The following is a 23,961-nucleotide window of genomic DNA, read 5'->3' as shown; positions in this document are numbered from 1 at the left end:
ATTGGAGAAAAAATGGACTTTAGAACTTACGCAAAAGAGAATATTGTAATTTTTGACGGCGCTATGGGGACAACAATTCAGACCTACGAGCTCTCAGAAGAGGACTTCGGTGGCTACCCCGGATGCAATGAATACTTAAATGTTTGCAATGAAAATATAATTTATGAAATTCATTCAAATTTTTTGAAGGCCGGTGCAAAGGTGTTGGAAACAAATACTTTTGGAGGCACAAGGCTTGTCCTCTCAGAATTTGGACTTGAGGATAGGGTATATGAGATAAATTTAAAAGGGGCGCAAATTGCAAGAAAAGCGGCTGACAAATTTGGCTGTTTTGTGGCTGGATCAATGGGCCCAGGGACTAAACTTCCAAGTCTTGGCCATATTTCTTACGATGACCTTTATCAAATGTACAAGGAACAAGCTAATGCACTTATTGATGGGGGTATCGACCTTTTTATAATAGAAACCTGCCAAGATATCCTGCAAGTAAAATCTGCCATTAACGCAGTATTTGACACAATGAATGAAAAATATATCGATTTACCCGTAATGGTTTCAGTCACATTGGAGCAAAACGGCACTATGCTTTTAGGCTCGGATATTTCCGCTGTCATTGCATCCCTTGCCGATTATTCAATTTTTTCACTTGGCATAAACTGCTCACTCGGGCCTGACATGATGGAGAGATTTTTGGCTGACTTTAGGGCAAATTTCAAATCCAAAATCTCTTGCATTCCAAACGCCGGATTACCCGAAACAATAAATGGTAAATTTGTTTATAACATGACTCCGGATAAAATGGCTGATATCATGTACGATTTAGTTAAAAAATATGACATAGATATAGTTGGCGGATGTTGTGGCACTACTTATGAACATATTAAAAAAATTAGTGAAAAATTAAAAACAATAACGCCTTCGGTAAAAGATGATAATTTTTCCGCAAAAGGCCTGGTATCAAGTCTTTACACAAGCACAAGCCTCACACAAGACCCACCGCCCACTCTTATCGGAGAAAGAGCAAATGCAAACGGGAGTAAGGCTTTTAGGGAACTATTGTTAAAAGATGATTTTGACGGGATGTTAAAGGTAGCAAAAGACCAAGAAGGTGCTTCACATCTGATTGATGTATGTGTAGCTTATGCCGGACGGGATGAAATTAAAGACATCTCAAAATTTGTATCGATGCTCAATCAAAAATTAATCGCTCCAATTGTAATAGACTCTACAGACCCCAATGCAATATTAGAATCATTAAAGAGGTATGCAGGCAAACCTGTAATTAACTCAATCAACCTTGAAGATGGTGGAGAAAAGCTTCATCAAATCTTGAAAATTGTAAAATATTTTCCTGCTGCAGTGATAGCTCTAACTATTGATGAAAAAGGTATGGCAATGGATGCAGAAAGTAAATTTAGCATTGCCAAAAGGATTTATGACATATGGGTAAACGAATACAACCTCAATCCTGAAGACTTAATATTTGACCCATTGACTTTCTCAATCGGCAGCGGCGATAAAACACTAACATATGCAGCTCTTGAAACCATTGAAGCGATTAAAATGATTAAACAAAACTTAAAAGGAGCAAAGACTGTCCTTGGGGTAAGTAACGTGTCTTTCGGACTTTCTGCCGACAGTAGGACAATTTTAAACTCCGTATTTTTATCAAGGGCTGTTAAGGCAGGGCTTGACATGGCAATTGTTCATGCAGTGAAAGTCATCCCTGAAACAAATATAAATCCAGAAGAATTAAAGTTATGCAATAATCTTATTGATGGTAAAGAAAAAGCCCTTGACCAATTTATAGAATATTTTTCCAAAAGGGAAGGTACTTTCAAGGATAAAAAGGTTGATGAAAACTTACCTGACGAAGAAAAAATAAAGTCAAAACTTATAAAAGGGGATTTAACTGAGCTTGAAAAGGTTTTGGACAACCTTCTATTAAAATACACACCTGTACATATCATAAACGAAATACTCATGCCCGCAATGCAACATGTAGGGGAGCTTTTCGGCAGCGGTAAAATGCTGCTTCCATTTGTATTGCAATCCGCTGAAGTAATGAAAAAATCTGTAAATTATCTTGAAAAATTTATGGAAAAAAATACCGCCGAAGTTAAAGGGAGGGTTGTCCTTGCAACAGTAAAAGGGGACGTGCACGATATAGGAAAAAACCTTGTTGATATAATATTAAGTAATAACGGTTATGAAGTATATAACCTTGGAATAAAGGTTGAAGTGCAGGATATGATTAAAAAAGCTCAGGAAGTAAACGCGGATGCAATTGGGATGAGCGGTCTTTTAGTCAAATCAACACTCATTATGAAAGAAAATCTTGAAGAGATAAGTAAGCATAACATGAATCTAAAAATCCTTTTAGGGGGAGCAGCCCTCACTGAAGGATATGTAGTAAATGAATGTGAGCCGATTATCCCTGGAGCAGTTTTCTATTGCAGGGATGCCTTCAATGCAATTACCTATCTTTCAGAAGAAAAAGTTACAGTTAGAAAAGCAAGTAAATCAAATAAAGATAAAAAATCTACTCTAAAATCAGAAAATACTCGTATCGATAGGACAGTTAATCTTAACATAAACCCGCCATTTATAGGCTATAGAAGTGTAGAGGATATAAAAATCAGAGAATTTAGCAACTATATAAATAAATATACACTATTTACCACAAGATGGGGCTTTAAGAAAAATAACATGACTGAAAGTGAATTCGATGAAGTTTTAAACACCACAAATGACACTTTTAATCAAATGTTAGAAACAGTAATTAGTGAAAACATTATAGTCCCTAAGGTTAGTTACGGATACTTTTACTGCAAGGCTGAAAATAATGCTTTAAAAATTTATGACGAATCAAAGTCAGAGATAGCAAAATTTGAATTTCCAAGACAGGCCAAAGAGCCGTATCTTTGTCTCTCAGACTATTTTAAAGATGATGAATTTGATATTTTACCTATGCAGGTAGTAACTATTGGTGAAAAAACAGTAGAGTTTTGCAAAAAGTTACACGATGAATCAAAATATAAAGATTATTTTCTTTATCACGGACTTTTTACAGAGATTACAGAGGCATTAGCAGAATATTGGCATCTTAAAATAAGAAAAGAGTTAAAGATTGATAATGAATATGATAAAAATATTGAATCAATCTTAAGGCAAAAGTATCAAGGTAAAAGATACAGCTTCGGCTATCCGTCATGTCCTGACTTACAAGGGAATGAAACTATAGGGAAGTTGTTAAATATGAAATCAATCGGCGTAAACCTTACGGAGACATTTTTGATGGTGCCTGAATTTTCCACAAGCGCAATTATTCTTTACAATCCTAACGCTGAATATTTTACGGAGTGAATATGTTTTTTAATAGAAAAAAGGTAGCATTAGCGCTGGGTAGTGGCTCGGCAAAAGGGCTTGCACATATTGGAGTAATCAACGCACTAAGTGAAAAAAAATATCAGATTGATGCCATTGCAGGTACAAGTATCGGAGCAGTTATTGGTGCTTACTACGCATTTGGCAAGCTTGAAGATTATAAAAATTATGTTTTATCATTGGACAAAAGGAAGGTATTCTCACTTTTTGACATAAACCTATTCCCTTCCAAAGGGCTTATGGATGGAGATAAAATTTGTAAATTTTTTATGTCTACATTAGGCGAACAAAACATAGAGGATGCTGATATTAAACTAATGATAGTCGCTACCGACCTTAATACAGGTGAGCCAGTAGTTTTTGAAAAAGGGAGTCTGATTGATGCGATTAGGGCAAGTATCTCTATCCCCGGTATATTTACCCCTGCAACAATTAATGGTAGCATATACGTTGATGGGGCAGTGAGTATGCCTTTACCAAATGAAGTTTTAAGGGAAAAAGGTTACAAGAGAATAGTTTCCATAAATCTTAACAAACATCTTTCAAATAATATTAATGGTGATTTGCCTAATATTGTTACAACATTTTACAAGTCTTCCAGCATTATGAATTATTATCAAACAAAATACTCATTGGAATGCCACCCACCTAAAATTTTAATAGAGCCTAACCTTAAAAATATAGGTATGTTTGACTATCACAAGGCAAAAATTATTATAGAAGAAGGGTACAGAGCAGCAATAAAAGTCATTTAGGGCGGTTAGCTCAGTTGGATAGAGCGTAGGTCTCCGGAACCTAAGGCCGGGAGTTCGATTCTCCCACCGCCCGTAAATTTTAATTTGAAAAGGGGGATTATAGTGAATACTCATCTTATCTTTTTTTCACCGACAGGCACAACAAAAACTATTCTTGAAAATATTGCAAAAGGGATAGGAAAACAGATAAAGATTTATGATACAACACCAGCCTACTCAAGAATAACTACAACTATTAAAGATGGTGTTGCAATATTTGGAGTGCCGGTATATGCCGGTAGAGTCCCTATAGTAGCGGCAGAAAGGATTAAAAATATAAAGGGGGATAAAACTCCTGCTGTTGCTGTCGTAGTGTATGGAAACAGAGAATATGAAGACGCTCTTGTTGAGCTGAAAGATTTGATTGAAGAAGCAGGATTTAAGGTTATAGCAGGCGGAGCTTTTATAGGTGAGCATTCTTATTCAAGCAATGAAAAGCCAATAGCCATTAACAGACCTGATGATAATGATAAACTTGCAGCTTTTAATTTTGGAAAAGAGATAACAAAAAAATTAGCACAAAATGATTTAAAAACTCCAAATATGAAAGGAAATATACCTTACAAAGAGCGCATAGGGATAAAAGGGGCAACCCCTTTAACAAAATTTGACATTTGTGAACTATGTGGCACTTGCAGTGCAGTCTGTCCGACAGATGCCATCACTATTAACAATAAAGTAATATCAGACAGTGAAAAATGTATAATGTGCTGCGCCTGTATAAAAAAATGTCCTAAAGAAGCCCGCTACATCGCCACAAAAGCCACCCTTGAGAGAATTGAAATGCTTTATAAAAACTGTCAGATAAGAAAGGAGCCTGAAATTTTTATTTAAAGTATAGATTTTTTCAACACTAATGGAGATTAGATGATCTTAGTTGCTGCTGCAGTAATTATTAAAAATGATAAGGTACTGTTAGCAAGAAGGAAAAAGGGACAACGACTTGAAAGCTTTTGGGAATTTCCTGGCGGTAAGGTTGAATATGGAGAAACATTACAACAATGCCTTGAAAGAGAGCTTTATGAGGAGCTTGGTATTATTGCCGAAGCGGGAAAAATCATAGCTGAAAGCACTTACAACTATAAAGATGAAACTGTAAATCTATTTGCTATTCTAACAAATATTAAAGAAGGAAATTTTAAATTAACCGTTCACGACAAAATTAAGTGGGTAAAAGCAGATGATTTAACAAAATATAATTTAGCCCCGGCAGATGTGCCAATTGCTCAAAAAATAATGGAAAACATAGAAAGTATCAAAAATACGATAAAAAAAGAATAATAGTTATATAGCTAACAGATTGGTAAAAAATAGATTTTTAACAGTTGACAAATAAGCAGAAAACTCCTATAAACCGCTGAAAACCAAACAGATAAGCTCTATCGCCCAAGTGGTGGAATTGGTAGACACGCAGGATTCAGGATCCTGTGGCTATAATAGGCTGTGGGGGTTCAAGTCCCCCCTTGGGCATATTAAATTCCATATTTTCAGCAAACTGGAAGGAAAATCTCAAATGTAGTCCCGCTTTCACTGCTTGAAAAGCAATGTATTGCGCCGTCGTGCTTTTTAAGTATTGAGTGAGCAAGTGATAGCCCTATCCCCTCACTACTTTCTTTAGTTGTATAAAAAGGGTCAAAAATCTTAGCCATATTTTCCTCTTTAATCCCACATCCACTGTCAGTTACAGAAATTTTAATATAGCTACCACTTATTAAGTCATATTTATTATTTTCTGACAAATTTATTCTTTCAGAGTCTATCACCAATTCTCCACCGTTAGGCATTGACTCCATTGCATTATCAATAATATTTTTGACAACCAATTCAATTTGCCCTCTGTCAAAGCTACAAGTTGTTGATGTCTGCATATTATTTTTTACATCATATTTCACATAATCAAGGATATCATAACAAATATTAGATACAACCGCTTCAATATTCTGTGGTATCTTTTTACTATAACCACCTTTAGAAAAGGTCAAAAGTTTACCTGTCAGCTTTCTCACTTCATCAATCAGATTTTCAACTTTTTCTAAAGTTTCTTTGGTTGCTGTTTCCTGAGTGTTAAGCTTTGCTATTGCGATATAGTTAAAAATACCTGTCATAAGATTATTAAAGTTGTGAGCAATACCTGCTGCCAAATAACCTAAGGAATCAAGTTTAGATACCAACTCAATCTTTTTTTGCATCTCTTTCAAATCTGTAACATCCCTTATAAACGCTACCAGTGTACCATCTGACATCCTTTTTGAATTAGACTGAATGGTAGCAACAGAGCCATCAGCTCTTCTTATCTGTCTTTCGGAAATTACGGATTCTCCTTTTTCCAAAAGGTCATATCTCAAAGGCCTTTCCTTTAGAGATTCTTCAGTAAAAAGTATTGAAATATTTTTATTTAAAATATCTTTTGCAGAATAACCGGTTATCTCTTCAGCTTTATCATTTACGTAAATAATATTCCCTTTTGGGTCTCCCATCAAAAAACATTCAGGTGCCAAATCTATTATTGTTTTGAAATTATTTTTATTATCTGCCATTGCCGCTTTTGTCGACTCAATATCTGTAATATCGGTTGCAAGCCCGATTACTCCCGTCTGCCCGACGTTATCCTCAATATAGGGAGAAAAAATAACGTCAAAACACAAATCATTAACTTTAATTTTCTTCTTTACTGTTTCCCCTTGAAGTGCAATTTTAACTGATTTAACTATATCAGGATAGTCTTTATAGACATCATAGACTGAAAGACCAACAATCTCACCTGCCTTAAGTCCCAGCCTTTTTAAAGCCAAACCCTCAGAAAGCACAAACTTACCATCTAAATCTATAAGGAAAATTACGCCATGAATATTTTTTAAAATAAAACTCAGTTGTTCTTTCATATAATAAACTATTGTAATTTTAATTGTTATACAAGACTTTTTTAGTTAATATTTACAAAGAAGGATAATTTTAGTTTACAACTTTGCTTGACTAAAACAAGGCTGTATATTATGGATTAGAAAAAATAACTCTTGTATAAAGGAAAATACAGATGATTGATTTACATACACATTCAACCTACTCTGACGGAACTTTTACCCCAGAAAAATTATGTAGACTTGCAGAGACTAAAAACATAAAAATATTGGCACTGACTGACCATGATACTATAGACGGCATTGATGACTTTTTATGCTGTGAATCTAATCTTAAAAAAATACCGGGTGTTGAAATAAGCCTTGAAATTAAAAATGGAACTTTTCATATGTTGGGCTTGTTCGTTAATCACAAATACGGACCATTAAGAGAAAATCTGAGCAGGCTAAAAACTTATCGTAAGCAGAGAAATGAAAAAATATTAAACAAGCTATCTGATTTTTTTCATGAAAAGATAACACAAGAGCAGATATCACATGATAACAAAGGGGAGTTAGGACGTCCGCATATTGCCAAATTCCTAGTAAAAAAAGGTATAGTATCATCTGTTGAAGAAGCATTTGAAAAATATTTAGCAAAAGGAAAGCCTTTTTACGAAAGCAAAGAAAAGCTCAATACTGACGACGCTATCAAATTAATTATTGAATCAGGTGGAATCCCGGTAATTGCACATCCGATAACTTTGGGGCTTGATAATGAAAAGTTTGACACCTTTATAAGACAATTAGTGGACTTAGGATTAAAAGGGATAGAAGCGATATGTCCGCTGCATTCAAAAGAGGATTGCAAACATTATATAGAAATTGCCAAAAAGTATGACTTGCTTGTTACAGGCGGGAGCGACTTCCACGGAGATAATAAGGACAATGTTACCCTTGGCAATTTAGGTAGTTGTACGTTACCAGCAGAATACCTTAATAAGATTGAAAAAATAAAAGGCAGGTAACCCTGCCTTTTAACTTTCTATATATTTTTCAATATTGTCTCTCATAACCCATATTCCACAAGGGCAGACACCGGCACAAATACCACACCCAATACATTTATTAGAATCACTTAAATATTCAAAGTTGCCATCAGATTTCTCTATCCTGCTAATTGCCTGCTCGGGGCAAACTTCTTCACAGAAATGACAATCACGACAAAAACCGCAACTCATACACCTTTTTGTTTCATCCTCTGTCTGCATTTTAGAAACAGCCTGAGCATTCATAGGGTGATAATACTCATTTTTTACTTTATCCTGAGGTATCTTAGGTGCTTTCTCAAATTTGCTGAGCGCTATCCCTTTAAACATTCTATCTATATTTAAGGCTACCTTTCTGCCGTCACCAAGTGCATGGGTAAAAAGACCCAATTTTATTGCATCCCCCGGCACAAATATCTTTGGATTAACAGTTGACTGTAAATATTCATTGATTAACACTCTTCCCTTCTCATCCAGGTATTCCCTTTCAAGCATTGAGAAATCAGGCCTGTCCCCGATAGACACAATAACGGTATCTGCAGGTATCAAAGTGCCATCTTTCAGCACGACCCCTTTATCAGTGATCTTTTCGGTAAAGCAAGGCCATAATATTTCAGCGCCTAATTTTTTGGCATGCTCAATCTCTTTTTCAAAAGCAGCAGGTTTTTGAATATCAATAGCTACAACTTTTTCTGCACCCATTTCATAAGCACCAATCACCACATCCATCCCGGCATTGCCCGCACCGATTACCACAACATTTTTTCCAACTTTTGGTTTTTCACCTTTATTTATTGCCTTTAAGAAATCAAGCCCTTTGACAAGCCTCTCACTCCCTTCAACAGGCAAAACAATCGGATTATGAGCCCCCACAGCCAAGACTATTGCGTCAAACTCTTTATCAAGCTCTCTTAACTTTTTCTTGTCAACGTTAACATTTGTATGTGCCACTACTCCCGTATCAAGCACCCTTTGAATCTCAGTCTCAAGAATCTTTCTATCGAGTCTTTCTTCGGGAATAACCTGCATTAACTTACCGCCAAGCACACTATCTTTTTCAAATACTTCAACATGATATCCCATAAGTCTTAACTGATATGCACATGCAAGACCTGATGCACCTGACCCAATTACTGCAACCTTTTCATCCTTAGTAGTTTCACATTTTTTAGCTTTAATTTCAGCACTCAATAGTCCTAATTCTTTAATTCTTACAGGCAAATCTACATACAATCTTGTACACTCATCCATGCAAAGGTTTGGACATACCTGCCCACAAACTGATGCAGGAAAAGGACTATAATCAAGCACTAACTCTAAAGCCTCTTTAACTTTATCCTGTCTAAGCAAAGAAATCCTTTTTTGAGTGGGGATATACGTAGGGCAGTTATATTCACAAGGTGCTGAATAATTGGCATTTAACCATTCAGGGTATCTTAACCTTAAATCTTTCCTTTCAACAAATTCAGCAACTTCATAGTTATCATAAAGTAAATCTCCGAATATACCACCTTCAACCCACTTATTTTTTCTAAATTCATTAATTGCCATCAAAGACTTAGTGGTTCTTTCTTCATATGTCTTTGCTACAATTTTTTTCCAATCTTTTCTTTTAGAAATTTTACCAAGTGCCCCTGGCCTTTCAATTTTCTCTAAAAATATAGGCAGATTTTTATCCAAAAACTCCCAGTCATCATCAGTCAAATCCATTAACCAAACATCATCTGATAAATCCTTCACATTCCCCCTAACATAAATCGTCCCGCCTACCATACCAACACAACTTCTGTATCCAAGAACAGAATCCATATCCTCACAGTCATATCCGCATACAACTGCTATCCCACCACCCATAAATTCAAAGCTAAAAGAACCGGTATTTTTTAATACCCAAAATTCAGGTCTTGGAAACTTCGGGTCATATTTCATCATAGCACCTGAGCGAGTGCCGACGCGCCCACCTATAAAAATTTTACCGGTTGCAGCGCAATGAGCTGTGGTATCGCCTCCATCACCTTTAACAATAATTTCGGCTCCGGCATTAAGCCAGCCGACATCTGCCGGAGCTGGACCATCCACAATAATCGTAGTCCCCTGCATCCCCATCGAACCAACTCTCTGACCCGGATTTTTGACTACAAATTTTAATGGTTTCCCATCTTTTGACCACAACGGCCCACCAATGTCATGCTGGCCGCAGCCATCCACAACTATTTCATTAATCCCTTTATCCAAAGCTTGATATATTTCTTGCAAAAGAGTTTGTGTAGAAATCCTTTTGCCATTTCTTATCCCTTCAATATAAATCTTCTTACTCATCACAATCCCCCAAGTTAACAAGCATAATTTATATCTAATCTTTCAGCTACAGACTTATCTGTGGAGATAAGTGCATCAGATCTGCCCACAGGCAAAGAGCTGTTACCTACAGGTGCCATCAATTTTTTAAGCTCATGGTCAACTGCGATAAAGTAATTTACAATATTTTCAGCGACTTTATCTATATCGAGCCTTTTAACAAGTGTCGGATTTTGAGTACATATACCTACCGGACAAAGCCCTGTATTGCATGCATTACATTTGCCCATATCATTGCCTACACAGCCTGCCAATTGGAGCATAAGTTTGCCGGTAAATATCCCGTTTGCACCGAGGCAAATCATTTTAAAAGCATCCGCTGCCAAGTTCCAATTCTTACCCATTCCACCTGCTGCCCAAAGAGGTATCTGCCCTTGTTTACCTTGGTGAAGTGCAGCTTTGTAGCAGTCTCTTAACTTTGAAACAATCGGATGACCGGTATGATCAAGGGATATTTCATGAGCGGCACCGGTACCACCATCTATACCGTCAAGAAAGAATCCTCCTACGATATTATACGGGTCTCGTAATAAGTTATTGTAAACTGAAACACTTGTAGCACTTGCTGCCACCTTTATCGCAACAGGCACCCTAAATTTAAATGCTGCATTAAAAGATAAAAACATCTTTTGAACACTTTCCTCTATGGAATAAAGCCCCTGATGATTTGGAGGGCTCAAAAGGTCTGCTTTTGGCACACCCCTAATTTCCTGAATATGCTTGGCTACTTTTTTTGCCATCAAAAGTCCGCCGTCGCCCGGTTTTGCACCTTGACCTATTTTTATAAGCACACCTGCAGGATCTTCCACCATATGAGGCATAGCATTTACAATTCTGTTCCACCCAAAGTGACCTGAGGCTATTTGCAAAATAATATATTTCAAAAATCTTGATTTTAGAAGCCTGACAGGGACTCCACCTTCACCTGAGCACATCCTGATAGGGATGCCAACCTCTTCATTTAGATATGCCGTAGCTATGGCAAGAGCTTCCCACATCCTCCAAGAAAGCGCTCCAATAGACATATCTCCAATAATAATCGGATAAATCCATCTAACCGGCGGGAGATTATTTTTTAATACCAGTCTCCCACAGCTGTCAACCTCAAGAGGAATCTCATTCGGAGCAAGCACTCTTCCAAAGGGTGCTCTCATGTCAAAAGTATGCCTCTGCGCATCTAATGATGGGTCAGTCATCTGAGAAATTCTACCCACTTTGATTTTATCCAATGTCCTGCCATCAGTTTCAAGATTTGAGCGACCTCCCCTTTTAAATGGGTCGGCAACAGTTGCCCTATATTTTGCCTGAAATCTATGATCGGAGTTTCTGACAGGCTTAATGGCATCATTAGGGCACACCTTTTCACAAATCCCACAACCTCTGCAAAAATTATATTCACTTATAACCTGCTTGATTACAGGTATCGTCTGAAAATATACCTTTGGATTAGGCGTAATATCTTCGCTTACTACTTTTCTTCTTTTCTCTACCTTTGCTTCAATAGCCTGAAACGGGCAGGAAGCAACACACTTGCCACACAAAGTACATCTGTCGTGTTTATAATCTATTTGCCAAAACAAATCATCTTTTGCCAGTTGATTAACTTTTACTGTTGCCATCTTACTACCTCCAGCTCATCATTAATCACAACCATCTCCCTCTCCCCGGGGTAAATATCATCCTGCCAGTCACGATTAGGCAGAATATCATTAATTCCTGTAACCTCAGAAGTTATAACCACGGTATTCTCATCTCTGCCTACCACAACTGGTCTTAATTTTTTTGAGTCACAACAAGTAAATAGTGTTCCATCAGGCAAAACGCCAATAATGGTATTTGGTCCATTTATTTCCAAATGAGCAAGACTAGCCCTGATATTTGCAAGTATGTGTCCGTCTTCCCGTTGAGAGAGCTCTTCAAAAGGGATAGGAGTTATTGTGTGTTTATAATAAATTAAAGGCCACTTAAGTTTCTTATGCACATAATGTAAAGTATATAAAAAGCACTGAGAGTCAGACTCAAAACCTATGTAACCTTTATAAAGCTTCTTTTGTAAGTTTTTATTTTTCTCGTAAAATGTGTTTTCACCATTAGCAAGTGCTGTGTAACCCTGAAGAAAAAACGGGTGTGCCGCATACCTTACAATATCATAATTTGTATTTTGCCTACACTGAGCAGTAATAATCTTAGCCTTAAAGTAGTCGTTTTCTTCCCAAAGATTAAAATATTCGCCAATATCTGACGGGTCTCCAATCTCTTTAAGGGTCAAAATATCAGGCCAAAATGAATAAACGTAACCAAGGTCATGATTTTCCAGCTCATGTCTGATTGCAAGACGCATATCTACTAAAAGTTCTTCTTTCTCTTCCTGAGGAGCATAATTGTATAATTTTGGGTACTGATACACTTGAAATACGTAGTTTGGCATCGGCTCAATCTTAAGCCCAGGCTTTGGAAATACTTGAGGAGCCCACTGAAAAAGCCTTACAAAACCTTTTCTATGTAATATATCTTCAGCTACCTTTATCCCTTCATCAGTGCAAGCCATTGACAAGATAGGAAGCCCCTTATAGCCTTCAAACACTCCTCCCAAATCTTGCATTATCATAGCAAAACCGGAGTTATCATGCCCTTTCTGTTGAGACCTCATTAATCTTAAGGCTACAGAAGGGTGTACATACTCTTTAGATTTTATTGCTCCAATTCGACACATCGAGAACCTCCTTGTATTTTGTATACAATCTTATATTATAAGACAAAATAAACGCCAAGCCTAATTTTATTAGGCATAATAAGTTTTATTCTTTCGATTTTTAGTATAAATTTTATCTCCCCATAATAATCACTGTTATATAAATAACTTATAACAACCAAAACAAATTTTACCCCTCTAATCTTAGTTTTACTTGAAATTAAAAAGATATCGGGTAGTATTTAACAAGCAGTAATCTAAAAAATAAAGGGGTGTCCTATATGTACCACAAAGAGCCTGTTAATTCAGGATTAAATGGATTAGATAAAGTTATTGAATTCTTAAGATATGGAGACAATGTAGTTTGGCAGATAACAAGCATAAACGAATATAAATATTTTGCTGAGAAATTTGCTAAAAAATTAGCAGAAACATCAAACAATGCCACATATATAAATTTTTCTAACAAACAACCACTTTTCAGCAAAGAAACTATGAAAAAGGTCAACATATTCAAACCAAGAACTGAAAGTTTTGAATCATTTACTATCGATATTTACAGGTTAATCGAATACAGTAAAAAAGAGACTTTCTATGTTTTTGACTGTCTTTCAGACTTGGTTGACCTTTGGGCTGCAGACTGGATGATAGCAAATTTCTTCAAACTGATTTGCCCATTGTTATACTTAAAAGAAACCGTAGCCTATTTTTCAATTTATAGAAACTTTCACTCACACACTACGGTTATGGAATTAAAATCCACCACCCAAATATTTATAGATGTGTACCAATTTAATGGAGTATACTATGTTCACCCTATAAAAGTTTTTGAAAGAAGTTCTCCACAAATGTTTTTACCGCATAAAATTCTCAATGAGGACAATTTTGAACCAGTCATAAATAGCTTCGAAGCCTCCACTATCTTTTCTTCTAACTGTTATTTATCTGACGTTGAATATACAAAAATCCCTGACGCATGGGAACGCCTTTTTAAAACTGCAAGAAAAATATCACTTTCAAAAGATAAGGATTTAAAAGAAAATATTCTCACCAAGATTTTTAATGTAATGTTTTCAAAAGATAAGAAGATTGTAGAGCTATTGAAAAAATACCTTACCATCAATGATGTTTTATTAATAAAAAACAGAATGATTGGTACCGGATTTATTGGCGGCAAAGCTGTAGGAATGATTTTGGCAAGAAAAATTTTAGAAACAGATTACCCTAAATTTGCACTATACAACGAGCTACACGATTCTTTTTTTATAGGCTCGGATGTTTTTTATGAATATATTATTTATAATGGATGGTGGGATATATTTGTATCTCAAAAAACAGAAGAAGGATATTTCCCTTTCGGAGAAAAACTGGAAAGGCTCTTCTTAAAAGGGGAGTTTCCTCCTCACATTTTAGATAAGTTTATATGGATGCTATCATATTACGGTCAGTACCCCATTGTCATAAGATCAAGCAGTCTATTAGAAGACGGTTTTGGAAATGCTTTTGCAGGAAAATATGAAAGCTTTTTCTCTTGCACTTCAGGGTCGCCCAAAAGAAGGTTAGAAGACTTTCTAATTCTACTGAAAAAAGTCTACTCAAGTGTAATGACAAAAGAAGCTCTTGCATACAGAAAAGAAAGAGGATTGGACAAGGTAGAAGAAACAATGTCAGTACTTGTACAAAGAGTATCGGGGTCATTTCATGAAAATTTATTTTTTCCTGATATGGCAGGAGTAGGCTTATCTTATAACACATACGTATGGCACCCTGATATTGACCCTAATGATGGTATGCTCAGGGTTGTTTGTGGACTTGGAACAAGAGCAGTTAACACAAATGCCGAAGATTACTCAAAATTAATTTCTCTTACTTGTCCAACACTTTCTATACATTCTAATATAGATGAAATTAGAAAATATTCTCAAAAAGATGCTGATGTATTAGAAATAAATAAAATTACAAAATCACATTACCCTCTTTTCAAATTAATTAATAGCCTTAGTAATGAGGCAAGGTATTTCTTAACATCAAGAGACTACAAAACAGAAAATATTTTAAATGAAAGGGGTAAAAAAGACAAAGTCTACTATATAAGTTTTGAAAAACTATTAGCTGAAACAGATTTTGCTTCCACAATGAAAAAAGTCTTAAAAACTGTCGAAAAAGCCTATGGAAATCCTGTAGATATGGAATATACAGTAAATTTCTTTAAAAATAACACATTTAGAATAAATATTGTTCAGTGTAGACCGCTGCAGTCAAAAAGTTTAGGCGGTCATAACCTAAATACAGATTTTATAAAAAAACTAACACCTATTCTGAAAATTGAAGGAAATTTTATGGGAGGAAGTATCTTCTATAAGTTAGATAAAATGATATATCTATCTGAAGAAAATTATAAACTTCTTAACAACAACGAAAGATATGCTCTATCAAGATACATTGGTGAACTAAACAATAACATACCCAAAAATGAAAAAATAGCACTAGTTTTGCCTGGAAGAATAGGCACCACCACTCCATCTTTGGGTATGCCAATAGCCTTTTCAGAATTAAATAAAATGCAGGTTTTAGTAGAGATGGGATTTTCAGACTCTGAATTAGCTCCTGAGCTATCATTTGGGACACATTTTTTTCAAGACCTTGTAGAAACAGGTATATTCTATATGGTAGTATACCCTAAAAAATCATTGATAAATTTTGAGCAAATATCAAAATTAAAATCTACCAATGCTCATCAAAACAAAAACTTTGCAGATATTCTCGATATTTACGATCTAAAAGATCAGAACATATTTGTTTTTTCCGACATAAAGTCACAAGTCGCCGGATTTTTCAAACAAAATGGAGAGGAATAAAATCCTCTCCAAAAATTGATTCTATTTAAATTACTCCTAACATAAGCATTGCATCAGCTACTTTTTTAAATCCTGAAATATTTGCTCCTACCACATAGTTACCTTTATAGCCAAATTCCTCTGCTGTTTCATTACAAGTATTAAATATATTAACCATAATCTGCTTTAACCTTTGCTCGGTATATTCAAATGTCCACTTATCTCTTCCGGCATTTTGCTGCATTTCAAGACCAGATGTAGCAACACCACCAGCGTTAGCAGCCTTACCAGGTCCAAAAGATACATTATTATTTATAAATACATCAACAGCTTCCGGAGTACATGGCATATTTGCACCTTCTCCTACTGCTATACAACCGTTTTTGACTAATAACTTAGCATCTTCACCATTAAGTTCATTTTGGGTAGCAGAAGGCATAGCTACTTGACAAGGTATTTCCCAAATATTTCCATTTTCTTTATAAACAGCATCTTTATGATAGTTTACGTAATCTCTAATTCTTCTTCTCTCAATCTCTTTTAATTGCTTTAGCAACTCTAAATCTATTCCTTTTTTATCATAAACATATCCACTGGAATCAGAAACTGCTACAACCTTACCACCAAGCTGGTGAATCTTCTCAGTAGTATAAATTGCAACATTACCTGAGCCAGACACTACACATGTTTTACCTTCAAAAGACTCTCCCCTTGCTTTTAACATTTCATCCGTAAAAAATACCGCACCATAACCGGTTGCTTCAGTCCTAACCAAAGAACCTCCAAAACTTAAACCTTTACCAGTCAAAACACCAGCTTCATACTTATTTGTAATTCTTTTATACTGACCGAAAAGATATCCAATCTCTCTTCCACCAACACCTATATCACCAGCGGGTACATCGGTATGCTCACCAATATGTCTGTAAAGCTCTGTCATAAAACTTTGGCAAAATTTCATAATTTCATTATCAGACTTACCTTTAGGGTTAAAATCTGAGCCACCTTTTCCACCACCCATCATAAGACCTGTGAGTGAGTTTTTGAAAATTTGCTCGAACCCTAAAAATTTAATAATACCAAGATAAACTGATTCATGAAAACGAAGACCGCCTTTATATGGCCCCAAAGCACTATTAAATTCAACCCTGAAACCCCTATTTACCTGTATAGCACCTTTATCATCTACCCATGGTACTCTAAACATGACTACTCTTTCAGGCTCAACAATCCTTTCAACAATTCTGTTTTCAAGATATACAGGATACTTATCCAACAAAGGCACTATAGATTCCAATACTTCATAGACTGCCTGGTGAAACTCTTTCTCAGCAGGATTTTTTGCTACAACATTTTGATAAATCTGCTCAATTCTACCTCTTACGTTCTCCATAGGTCACCCCCCGATATAATTTAAAGAAAAAAACACTGCCTTTATTTATAAGATTTTTTAAACATAATCAATATTTTTTTAACAAAACATAACGAACAAACCTTATAATATTATTTAAACATCTCTTTACCTTTTACTGTCAAACTTAACATATTGACAACAATAACTTTTTAATCCCTATTTTATTTAATGACAAATTATCCTAAAAAATAACAAAATAAGACAACTATTAATTTTTAACTAATATTAATAATCCCAAAAAAATAAGAACCATCCCAATAATACTAAAAATGGCAGGAGATTCACCTAAAACAGTTATCCCCAGAAATGTTGCTGTCAAAGGCTCTGCCAGAGAAAGGGTAGCAGTTTCGGAAACTTTAATTAACTTTAGACCTCTCGCGAACAGAAAATATGACACAGCCGTAGCAAATACTCCTAAATGAATCACAACTACCATCCCTTTTAAAGAAAATATCGGCGATAAATCATTAAAAAATAGGACCGGTGATAAAAACAGCGCTCCACCTAAAAAAAGAACTCCCATTACTGCATTCGCACTGTGCTCTCTCAAAAGCTCCTTACTCGACAATGTATAAAGGGTATAAGAAAGTCCTGCACCAAGACAAAGCATTATACCTGTTATATTAAACTTCGTTTCACCCTGTATCATTTCAAGACCTATAAAAACTATTCCCAATACACCTGATAAAGTAGAAATTAGCCAAACTCTGCCTAACTTTTCTCTATAAATTACTTTAGAAAGTATCCCGGCAAATATAGGAGCACTACCTATCCCAACCATCGTCCCCACAGCAACTCCGGCCTCCTTTACCCCGTAAAAAAAGCTTAACTGATATAGAGCAACAGTCACTATGCCAAGAAAAGTAATTTTAAGATTCCATTTTGACGAGCTTGGAAAGTCTTTTCTGATTATTGCATAAGCAAATAATATAATCCCGCCAAGCAATATTCTAAACGCACCAATTACGGATGATGATAATCCAACAGGTGCAATCCCTTGAGAAGTCCCCGTCGTCCCCCACAACATTGCTGCTAAAATTACTAATAAATAACCTTTATTCATAAATCCTCTTCCCCTGTATGTTACATAAAACAGCTTTAATGTCAAATACAATAAAAATATAATTGATTAAATATACTGATTTTGTTATCTAAAATAAAACATATCTGAGAGGTATAAAATGGCAAAATTTAAAATATTAATCACAGACAACATTGCTCAAGAAGGTCTGGACATTCTTGATAGGGAAGAAAGTGTAGAGTATGAAATAAAACCGGGCATTACAAATGAAGATTTAAAGCCTATTATCGGTAATTACGATGCGGTAATCACAAGGAGTGGTACAACCGTTACCGAAGATTTAATTGAAAATCCCGGTAAACTAAAAATCATAGGACGTGCAGGAGTAGGTCTTGACAACGTAGATATCGAAGCTGCGAGCAAAAAAGGGATTATTGTTATGAATGCCCCCACAGGAAATACTTTAGCAGCAACCGAGCTTACAATGGGGATGATGCTTGCTGCTGCAAGAAAGATACCTCTTGCAAATAATTCACTAAAAAACAAAGAATGGGATAGAAAAAGATTTATGGGAATACAGCTTTACAACAAGACATTGGGAATAGTCGGGCTTGGTCGTATTGGCAGTAATGTTGCAATCAGAGCAAAAAGCTTCGGGATGAAGGTAATAGCTTACGACCCATATATCAAAAAGTCAAAGGCTGAATCTCTTGGCGTAAAACTGTATGACAATCTTGAGGATTTGTTAAAACAGGTTGATATAATCACTTTTCACACACCACTTACAAACGAAACCCACAATATGATTACAGAGCATCATATCAATTTGATGAAAGACGGAGTAATTATAGTAAACTGCGCAAGAGGAGGAATTGTAAATGAAAATGACCTCTACAATGCAGTAAAAAATGGCAAAGTTTTTTCTGCTGCAGTTGATGTTTTTGAAGAAGAACCTGCTACCGAAAACAAACTTTTGACACTCGACAATATTTTTGTAACCCCCCACATAGGAGCCAACACCCACGAAGGCCAGAAAGGGGTTGCTGTAATAATTTGCGAACAAATCATAAATGCCCTTCATGGAAAATCTTACATAAATGCTGTCAATATACCTTTTATGAAATCTCAGCTACCTGAAGAGCTACAAAATTATTTTGACATTGCCGAAAAAATGGCAAAATTGTCTGCTCAAATAATAAAAGGAAGACCAGAAGAAATTAAGATAACTCTTGTAGGGAAAAAATTTGAAGATGACGTATGCGAAAGGACCTTTGATGTTCCATTTTCATATCAGCCTTATACTGTTGCAGCTTTGAAAGGTTTTCTTGAAGTATCCCTTAAAGAGACAATCTCTTACATAAATGCTTCATATTTTGCCAAAGACAGAAATATTACAGTCAGTGAAATAAAAACAGATGTATACAGAAAATATAATGACATTGTTGTACTTAACATAAAAACAGACCAGCAGGAGCTTGTAATCGGAGGTACAGTCTTTTCAGATAATGTAGGCAGAATTATTTTTATCGATGACTTCAGGATTGACGTTATACCTGCAGGCACTCTTCTATATTTTAGAAACGTCGACAGACCAGGTGTAATAGGAAAAGTTGGAACAATACTTGGGGAAAACGATATAAATATTGCGGGTTTTGAACTTTCCAGACAAAAAGGTGGTAATGCAATGGCGTTTGTGTCAGTAGACAACAAAATACCAAAACCTGTAATAGATAAAATAATAGCAATTGATGGGATGATTGAGGCTAAAGTGGTTGAAATCTAATGCTTTTTACTTACGAAATTCAAACAGGCAACAGAGCTGAGCTTGTTGATATTACTTATCTTGTAAATAATGCACTAAAAAAAGCGGGGGTAAAAGACGGCTTTTGCATCGTCTTTACCCCTCACACCACCTGTGCGATAACCATCAACGAAAATGCCGACCCGGATGTAAAAACAGACATACTGAAATTTTTAAATGAAAAAATCCCGCAAAACTACAAATTTAGTCATTTTGAAGGAAACTCAGATGCCCATCTGAAATCATCATTAATTGGTTGCGAACAAAATATTATCATTGAAAACAATGAACTTCTCCTCGGAACATGGCAGGGAGTTTTATTCTGTGAGTTTGACGGCCCGAGGAAAAGAAAAATTTACATAAAATTTATTTGATTTTTCATAGTTTTATGATACAATTTGTCTATGAAAAGATATTTTTTTGTTCTCCTTATATTGCTCTTGACTGCTGCAGCTTATGCAGACCATGCCGGATTAAAGGTAGGGGTATGGAATAACCCACCATTATCAATAATTAATGAAGATAAGGTTTCAGGACTTGCTCCGGATTTGTTTAAGCATATAGCAGAAGCTGAAGGTATAGATTATCAGTTTATAGTCGACACGTGGGATTCTCTTTATGAAAAAATTCAGACCGGCGAAATAGATGTGCTGCTGCCAATAGGATATTCGAAAAACAGGTTGTCTATTATGGACTTTTCAGATGAGCCTATTTTTACAAACTGGGGGCAAATAATCACCAATAAAAATGCACAAATAAAATCCATAATAGACCTCAAAGATAAAAAAATAGCCGTAAAAAAGAATGATATTTTTTATGTAGGAGAAAATGGGTTAAAAGATATACTAACATCTTTTCATTTAAGTGTGACTTTTGATGACTCCCATGTAAGCTATCCTGAAATTGCAAAAGTGGTAGCTGAAGGCAATGCTGATGCAGGACTTATAAGCAGAATATACTCCCCTTATATAAAAGACTCAGATATAGAAACAACCAATATAGTCTTAAAACCGATAAACGTACACTTTGCCTTTTCAAAAAATATAGATAAAAATATTGCAGAAAAAATCAATAACAGGCTTAAAAACCTTAAAAGTAACCCAGATTCATTTTATTATGAAAGGTTAAATACCCTTTTTGAACACACAAGTAAAATCAATCAAAAAATATTAAAAATCCTCTATATTCTGGTATTTGTTATATTAATTGCTTTTATAATAATTATTTTATCAAGAATTCAGGTAAAAATAAAAACAAAAGAGCTTAGAGATACCACCAGAATGGCAAATGAATACGCTCACAAACTTAAAACCTTTATCAGCTCAATGCCTGAAGTAGCCTTCGTCCTTGATAGTAATGGGAAATATGTTGAAATATTTACTGAAAATGAAGCTCTGCTTTATGCAAAAAAAGAAGATTTGCTCGGAAAATATATTACAGATATTCTGCCACCGGAAACTGCAAAACTGGCAATGATGGGAATATCTGAGAGCATTAAAAATAAAAAAACCGTCGAATTTGAGTATGAGCTTGATGTGATTGGTGGTAAAAAAACATTTATCGGAAAAATGTCCCCTATTGAAAAGTTTGATGAGAATGACTACGTCCTGTTTTTGGCAATAGACATTACTAAAATCAAATCCCTTGAAAGTGAACTTAAACGCTCAAAAGACAGGCTGCAAATCATATTGAAATCAATTGCCGATGCAGTTGTGGTGGTGGATTTGCAGAAAAAAATTACCTTTGTAAACAGGACATGTGAGAAGATACTTGAAAAAAGTGAACATGAGCTATTAGGAAAGGATTTTTTTGAGGAATTTGACCTGAAAACAGTTCAAAATAAAAACTATGTTGTTCCTTTTGAAGAAATTTTTCATAAAGGGCTTATGGGTAAAGTAATAGTAAACTGCATTCTGACAAACAAAAACGGCAAAAGATTTAATATTGAAGACAGTGTAGCGCCACTGTATGATATAGACAGTAAAATTATTGGCGCTGTATTCATCTTTTCAGATGTAACTGAAAAGATGAAACTTGAAGCAGAAATAATTAAAAATCAACATCTTGAATCACTTGGAAGAATAGCTGGCGGAATAGCTCACGATTTTAACAATTATTTAGCAGCCATAAGCAGTTATGTGAGCATTTGTAAAATAAGTGGTGAAAAACCTGATGAAAGCAAATTAAACTCTTTAGAAAACATTTTAAAAAGGGCCACAGCGCTTACAAAACAGCTTCTTACATTTTCGAAAGGGGGGACACCGGTCATAAAACCAGCAAACATTGTCTATCTTATTGAAGAAACAGTAAAATTTATTCTCACCGGTACTTCTGTAAATCTTACTTTAAAAATGGAAGAAAATCTTCCTCTTGCGCTGATTGATTACGACCAGATTTCGCAGGTAATTTCAAATATTGTAATCAATGCAAGAGATGCCATGAACAATAAAGGGAAATTAGACATTTCCGTCAGCAAAACAACTCTCCCCTCACTTAATTCATATAATCTTGATGAGGGGGACTACATCCTCATATCTATCAGAGACCATGGTCCGGGGATACCTGAAGATATCAAAGATAAAATCTTTGAACCTTTTTTTACTACAAAAGCTGATGGCAATGGTCTTGGGCTTGCTACCTCAGTCTCAATCATAAAAAAGCACGGAGGAAGAATTTCCGTTTATTCCGAAGAAGGAAAAGGTGCAGAATTTGTTATATTTATCAAAGCTTCCTTTCAATCTTCAAATGAAGAAGATAACACTTCCCAAAAAGTTATCAAAAATAATTATAACTTAAATATTTTATATATGGATGATGAGGAATATCTGAGAGATTCTTTAAGTATGCTCCTTGACACTCTTGGCTGCAGAGTTGACCTTGCAAAAAATGGAGAGGAAGCAATAGAAAAGGTTAAAAACAATAATTACGATTTGATTATACTTGATCTTACCATTAAAGATGGTATGGGTGGGCAGGAAGCTGCAAACAAAATCCTACAAATTAAAAATGATGCCTATCTTGTTGTAACTTCGGGATATTCAAGCGATGATACAATAAGCAATTATAAAAATTATGGTTTTAAAGATTACCTGGGTAAGCCTTTTTCTTTTGAAAATATAACATCTATTTTGAACAGTTACTTAAAAATAGGTTAGCACCATCACAGCCTTAAGAGTTTTTGGCGAGATATTTTCATAAATATGGGGATTTTGCGCCAAAAAGCTTATATATTCCCCTTCGTTTACTATATGGTCATGGACGTCGACATTGATTTTAAGAATACCTTCAAAAACCGCTATAAATTCTTCGACATTTCCTGAGTGGGGTTCACCATTATATTTTACACCTGCATCCATTTCCAGAAAATACATTTCAAAAGGTCTCTTTGGGTCAAATGAAATAACGGGATAAACCCTATAACCACCTTCAACCTCTTCAAGCAAATTTTTGTCCTTTATCTTCCCTACCCTGACATCATTGCTGGATTTGGTAAAAAGGGCAGTAAAGGATATTTTAAGTCCGTTGGCAATTTTCCATACAGTGGCAATGGTAGGTACGGAATTGCCTGTTTCTATCTGTCTGAGCATACTTTTACTGACCCCTGTAATCTCCGAAAGCTGATCAAGAGTAAGATTTCTTTCAGCCCTTATTTTTTTTAAATTTTCAGATATATCGCTGCATATTTGTTCCATATAACATTCTCCTTGACAATATATTAAACATAGAGTATCTGTTTCATATAGTAACTTTTTGTGCAACATATTGCAAGAT

The 23,961-nt window shown here is 35.3% G+C and carries 16 protein-coding genes and 2 tRNA genes; 11 read left to right on the top strand and 7 right to left on the bottom strand.

The window, feature by feature from the left end; translation table 11 throughout:
• Nucleotides 1-12 precede the first annotated feature (12 nt).
• From metH to LF845_RS04745, 6 genes are all read left to right on the top strand, one after another.
• Complete coding sequence (gene metH / locus LF845_RS04770) at nt 13-3,366, top strand: methionine synthase (RefSeq protein ID WP_242819860.1); 3,354 nt, start codon at nt 13-15, stop codon at nt 3,364-3,366.
• A gap of 2 nt (nt 3,367-3,368) precedes the next feature.
• The gene (locus tag LF845_RS04765; protein WP_242819859.1) at nt 3,369-4,142 is read left to right on the top strand and encodes a patatin-like phospholipase family protein; all 774 of its coding nucleotides are present in this window, start codon (nt 3,369-3,371) and stop codon (nt 4,140-4,142) included.
• Nucleotides 4,142-4,215 (top strand) — tRNA-Arg (locus LF845_RS04760). The genes LF845_RS04765 and LF845_RS04760 overlap by 1 nt, the downstream gene beginning before the upstream one ends.
• Nucleotides 4,216-4,244: 29 nt before the next feature.
• Nucleotides 4,245-5,015 carry an EFR1 family ferrodoxin gene (locus LF845_RS04755; RefSeq protein ID WP_242819858.1) on the top strand — a complete coding sequence of 257 codons (771 nt, stop codon included), beginning with the start codon at nt 4,245-4,247 and terminating at the stop codon, nt 5,013-5,015.
• Nucleotides 5,016-5,048: 33 nt separating this feature from the next.
• On the top strand, nt 5,049-5,462 hold the full coding sequence (locus tag LF845_RS04750; protein WP_242819857.1) for a (deoxy)nucleoside triphosphate pyrophosphohydrolase: 414 nt from the start codon (nt 5,049-5,051) through the stop codon (nt 5,460-5,462).
• A gap of 103 nt (nt 5,463-5,565) precedes the next feature.
• Nucleotides 5,566-5,651, top strand: a tRNA-Leu gene (locus LF845_RS04745).
• A gap of 17 nt (nt 5,652-5,668) precedes the next feature.
• Here LF845_RS04745 and LF845_RS04740 read toward each other — a convergent pair.
• Complete coding sequence (locus tag LF845_RS04740; protein WP_242819856.1) at nt 5,669-7,063, bottom strand: PAS domain S-box protein; 1,395 nt, start codon at nt 7,061-7,063, stop codon at nt 5,669-5,671.
• Between the two features lie 152 nt (nt 7,064-7,215).
• Between LF845_RS04740 and LF845_RS04735 the strand changes: the two genes are divergently transcribed.
• On the top strand, nt 7,216-8,046 hold the full coding sequence (locus LF845_RS04735; protein ID WP_242819855.1) for a PHP domain-containing protein: 831 nt from the start codon (nt 7,216-7,218) through the stop codon (nt 8,044-8,046).
• A gap of 9 nt (nt 8,047-8,055) precedes the next feature.
• On the opposite strand, the gene LF845_RS04730 is transcribed toward LF845_RS04735, so the two are convergent.
• The 3 genes from LF845_RS04730 to LF845_RS04720 are packed head-to-tail and all read right to left on the bottom strand — an operon-like array spanning nt 8,056 to nt 13,138.
• Nucleotides 8,056-10,386, bottom strand: coding sequence for an FAD-dependent oxidoreductase (locus LF845_RS04730; RefSeq protein ID WP_242819854.1), 2,331 nt, complete (start codon nt 10,384-10,386; stop codon nt 8,056-8,058).
• Between the two features lie 14 nt (nt 10,387-10,400).
• On the bottom strand, nt 10,401-12,044 hold the full coding sequence (locus LF845_RS04725; RefSeq protein ID WP_242819853.1) for a glutamate synthase-related protein: 1,644 nt from the start codon (nt 12,042-12,044) through the stop codon (nt 10,401-10,403).
• Nucleotides 12,032-13,138, bottom strand: a complete 1,107-nt coding sequence (locus LF845_RS04720) for a class II glutamine amidotransferase domain-containing protein (RefSeq protein ID WP_242819852.1) — start codon at nt 13,136-13,138, stop codon at nt 12,032-12,034. Before LF845_RS04720 ends, LF845_RS04725 begins: the two co-directional genes overlap by 13 nt.
• 260 nt (nt 13,139-13,398) lie before the next feature.
• Here LF845_RS04720 and LF845_RS04715 point away from each other — a divergent pair, with 260 nt between their 5' ends.
• A complete protein-coding gene (locus LF845_RS04715) occupies nt 13,399-15,975 on the top strand; it encodes a PEP/pyruvate-binding domain-containing protein (protein WP_242819851.1) in 2,577 nt (858 codons plus the stop codon).
• A 25-nt stretch (nt 15,976-16,000) separates the two neighbouring features.
• Here the strand turns inward: LF845_RS04715 and gdhA are convergent, their stop codons facing one another.
• Together gdhA and LF845_RS04705 are read right to left on the bottom strand one after the other, a co-directional pair.
• A complete protein-coding gene (gene gdhA, locus LF845_RS04710) occupies nt 16,001-17,347 on the bottom strand; it encodes an NADP-specific glutamate dehydrogenase (protein WP_242819850.1) in 1,347 nt (448 codons plus the stop codon).
• Between the two features lie 229 nt (nt 17,348-17,576).
• Nucleotides 17,577-18,431: a DMT family transporter gene (locus LF845_RS04705; RefSeq protein ID WP_242819849.1), complete on the bottom strand. Its 855-nt coding sequence runs from the start codon at nt 18,429-18,431 to the stop codon at nt 17,577-17,579.
• A gap of 118 nt (nt 18,432-18,549) precedes the next feature.
• Here LF845_RS04705 and serA point away from each other — a divergent pair, with 118 nt between their 5' ends.
• From serA to LF845_RS04690, 3 genes are read left to right on the top strand one after another with little or no spacing between them, the layout of a single operon-like run.
• Complete coding sequence (serA, locus tag LF845_RS04700) at nt 18,550-20,172, top strand: phosphoglycerate dehydrogenase (RefSeq protein ID WP_242819848.1); 1,623 nt, start codon at nt 18,550-18,552, stop codon at nt 20,170-20,172.
• Nucleotides 20,172-20,564 (top strand): secondary thiamine-phosphate synthase enzyme YjbQ, encoded by a 393-nt coding sequence (locus LF845_RS04695; RefSeq protein ID WP_242819847.1) that lies wholly within the window; start codon nt 20,172-20,174, stop codon nt 20,562-20,564. The genes serA and LF845_RS04695 overlap by 1 nt, the downstream gene beginning before the upstream one ends.
• Before the next feature lie 30 nt (nt 20,565-20,594).
• The gene (locus tag LF845_RS04690; RefSeq protein ID WP_242819846.1) at nt 20,595-23,345 is read left to right on the top strand and encodes an ATP-binding protein; all 2,751 of its coding nucleotides are present in this window, start codon (nt 20,595-20,597) and stop codon (nt 23,343-23,345) included.
• On the opposite strand, the gene LF845_RS04685 is transcribed toward LF845_RS04690, so the two are convergent.
• Nucleotides 23,331-23,882 (bottom strand): helix-turn-helix domain-containing protein, encoded by a 552-nt coding sequence (locus tag LF845_RS04685; RefSeq protein WP_242819845.1) that lies wholly within the window; start codon nt 23,880-23,882, stop codon nt 23,331-23,333. The genes LF845_RS04690 and LF845_RS04685 overlap by 15 nt on opposite strands.
• Between the last annotated feature and the right edge of the window lie 79 nt (nt 23,883-23,961).

Source organism: Deferrivibrio essentukiensis, from assembly GCF_020480685.1.
GTDB lineage: Bacteria > Chrysiogenota > Deferribacteres > Deferribacterales > Deferrivibrionaceae > Deferrivibrio > Deferrivibrio essentukiensis.
Note: the sequence above shows the minus strand (reverse complement) of the source record. Positions and strands in the feature narration are given on the sequence as shown.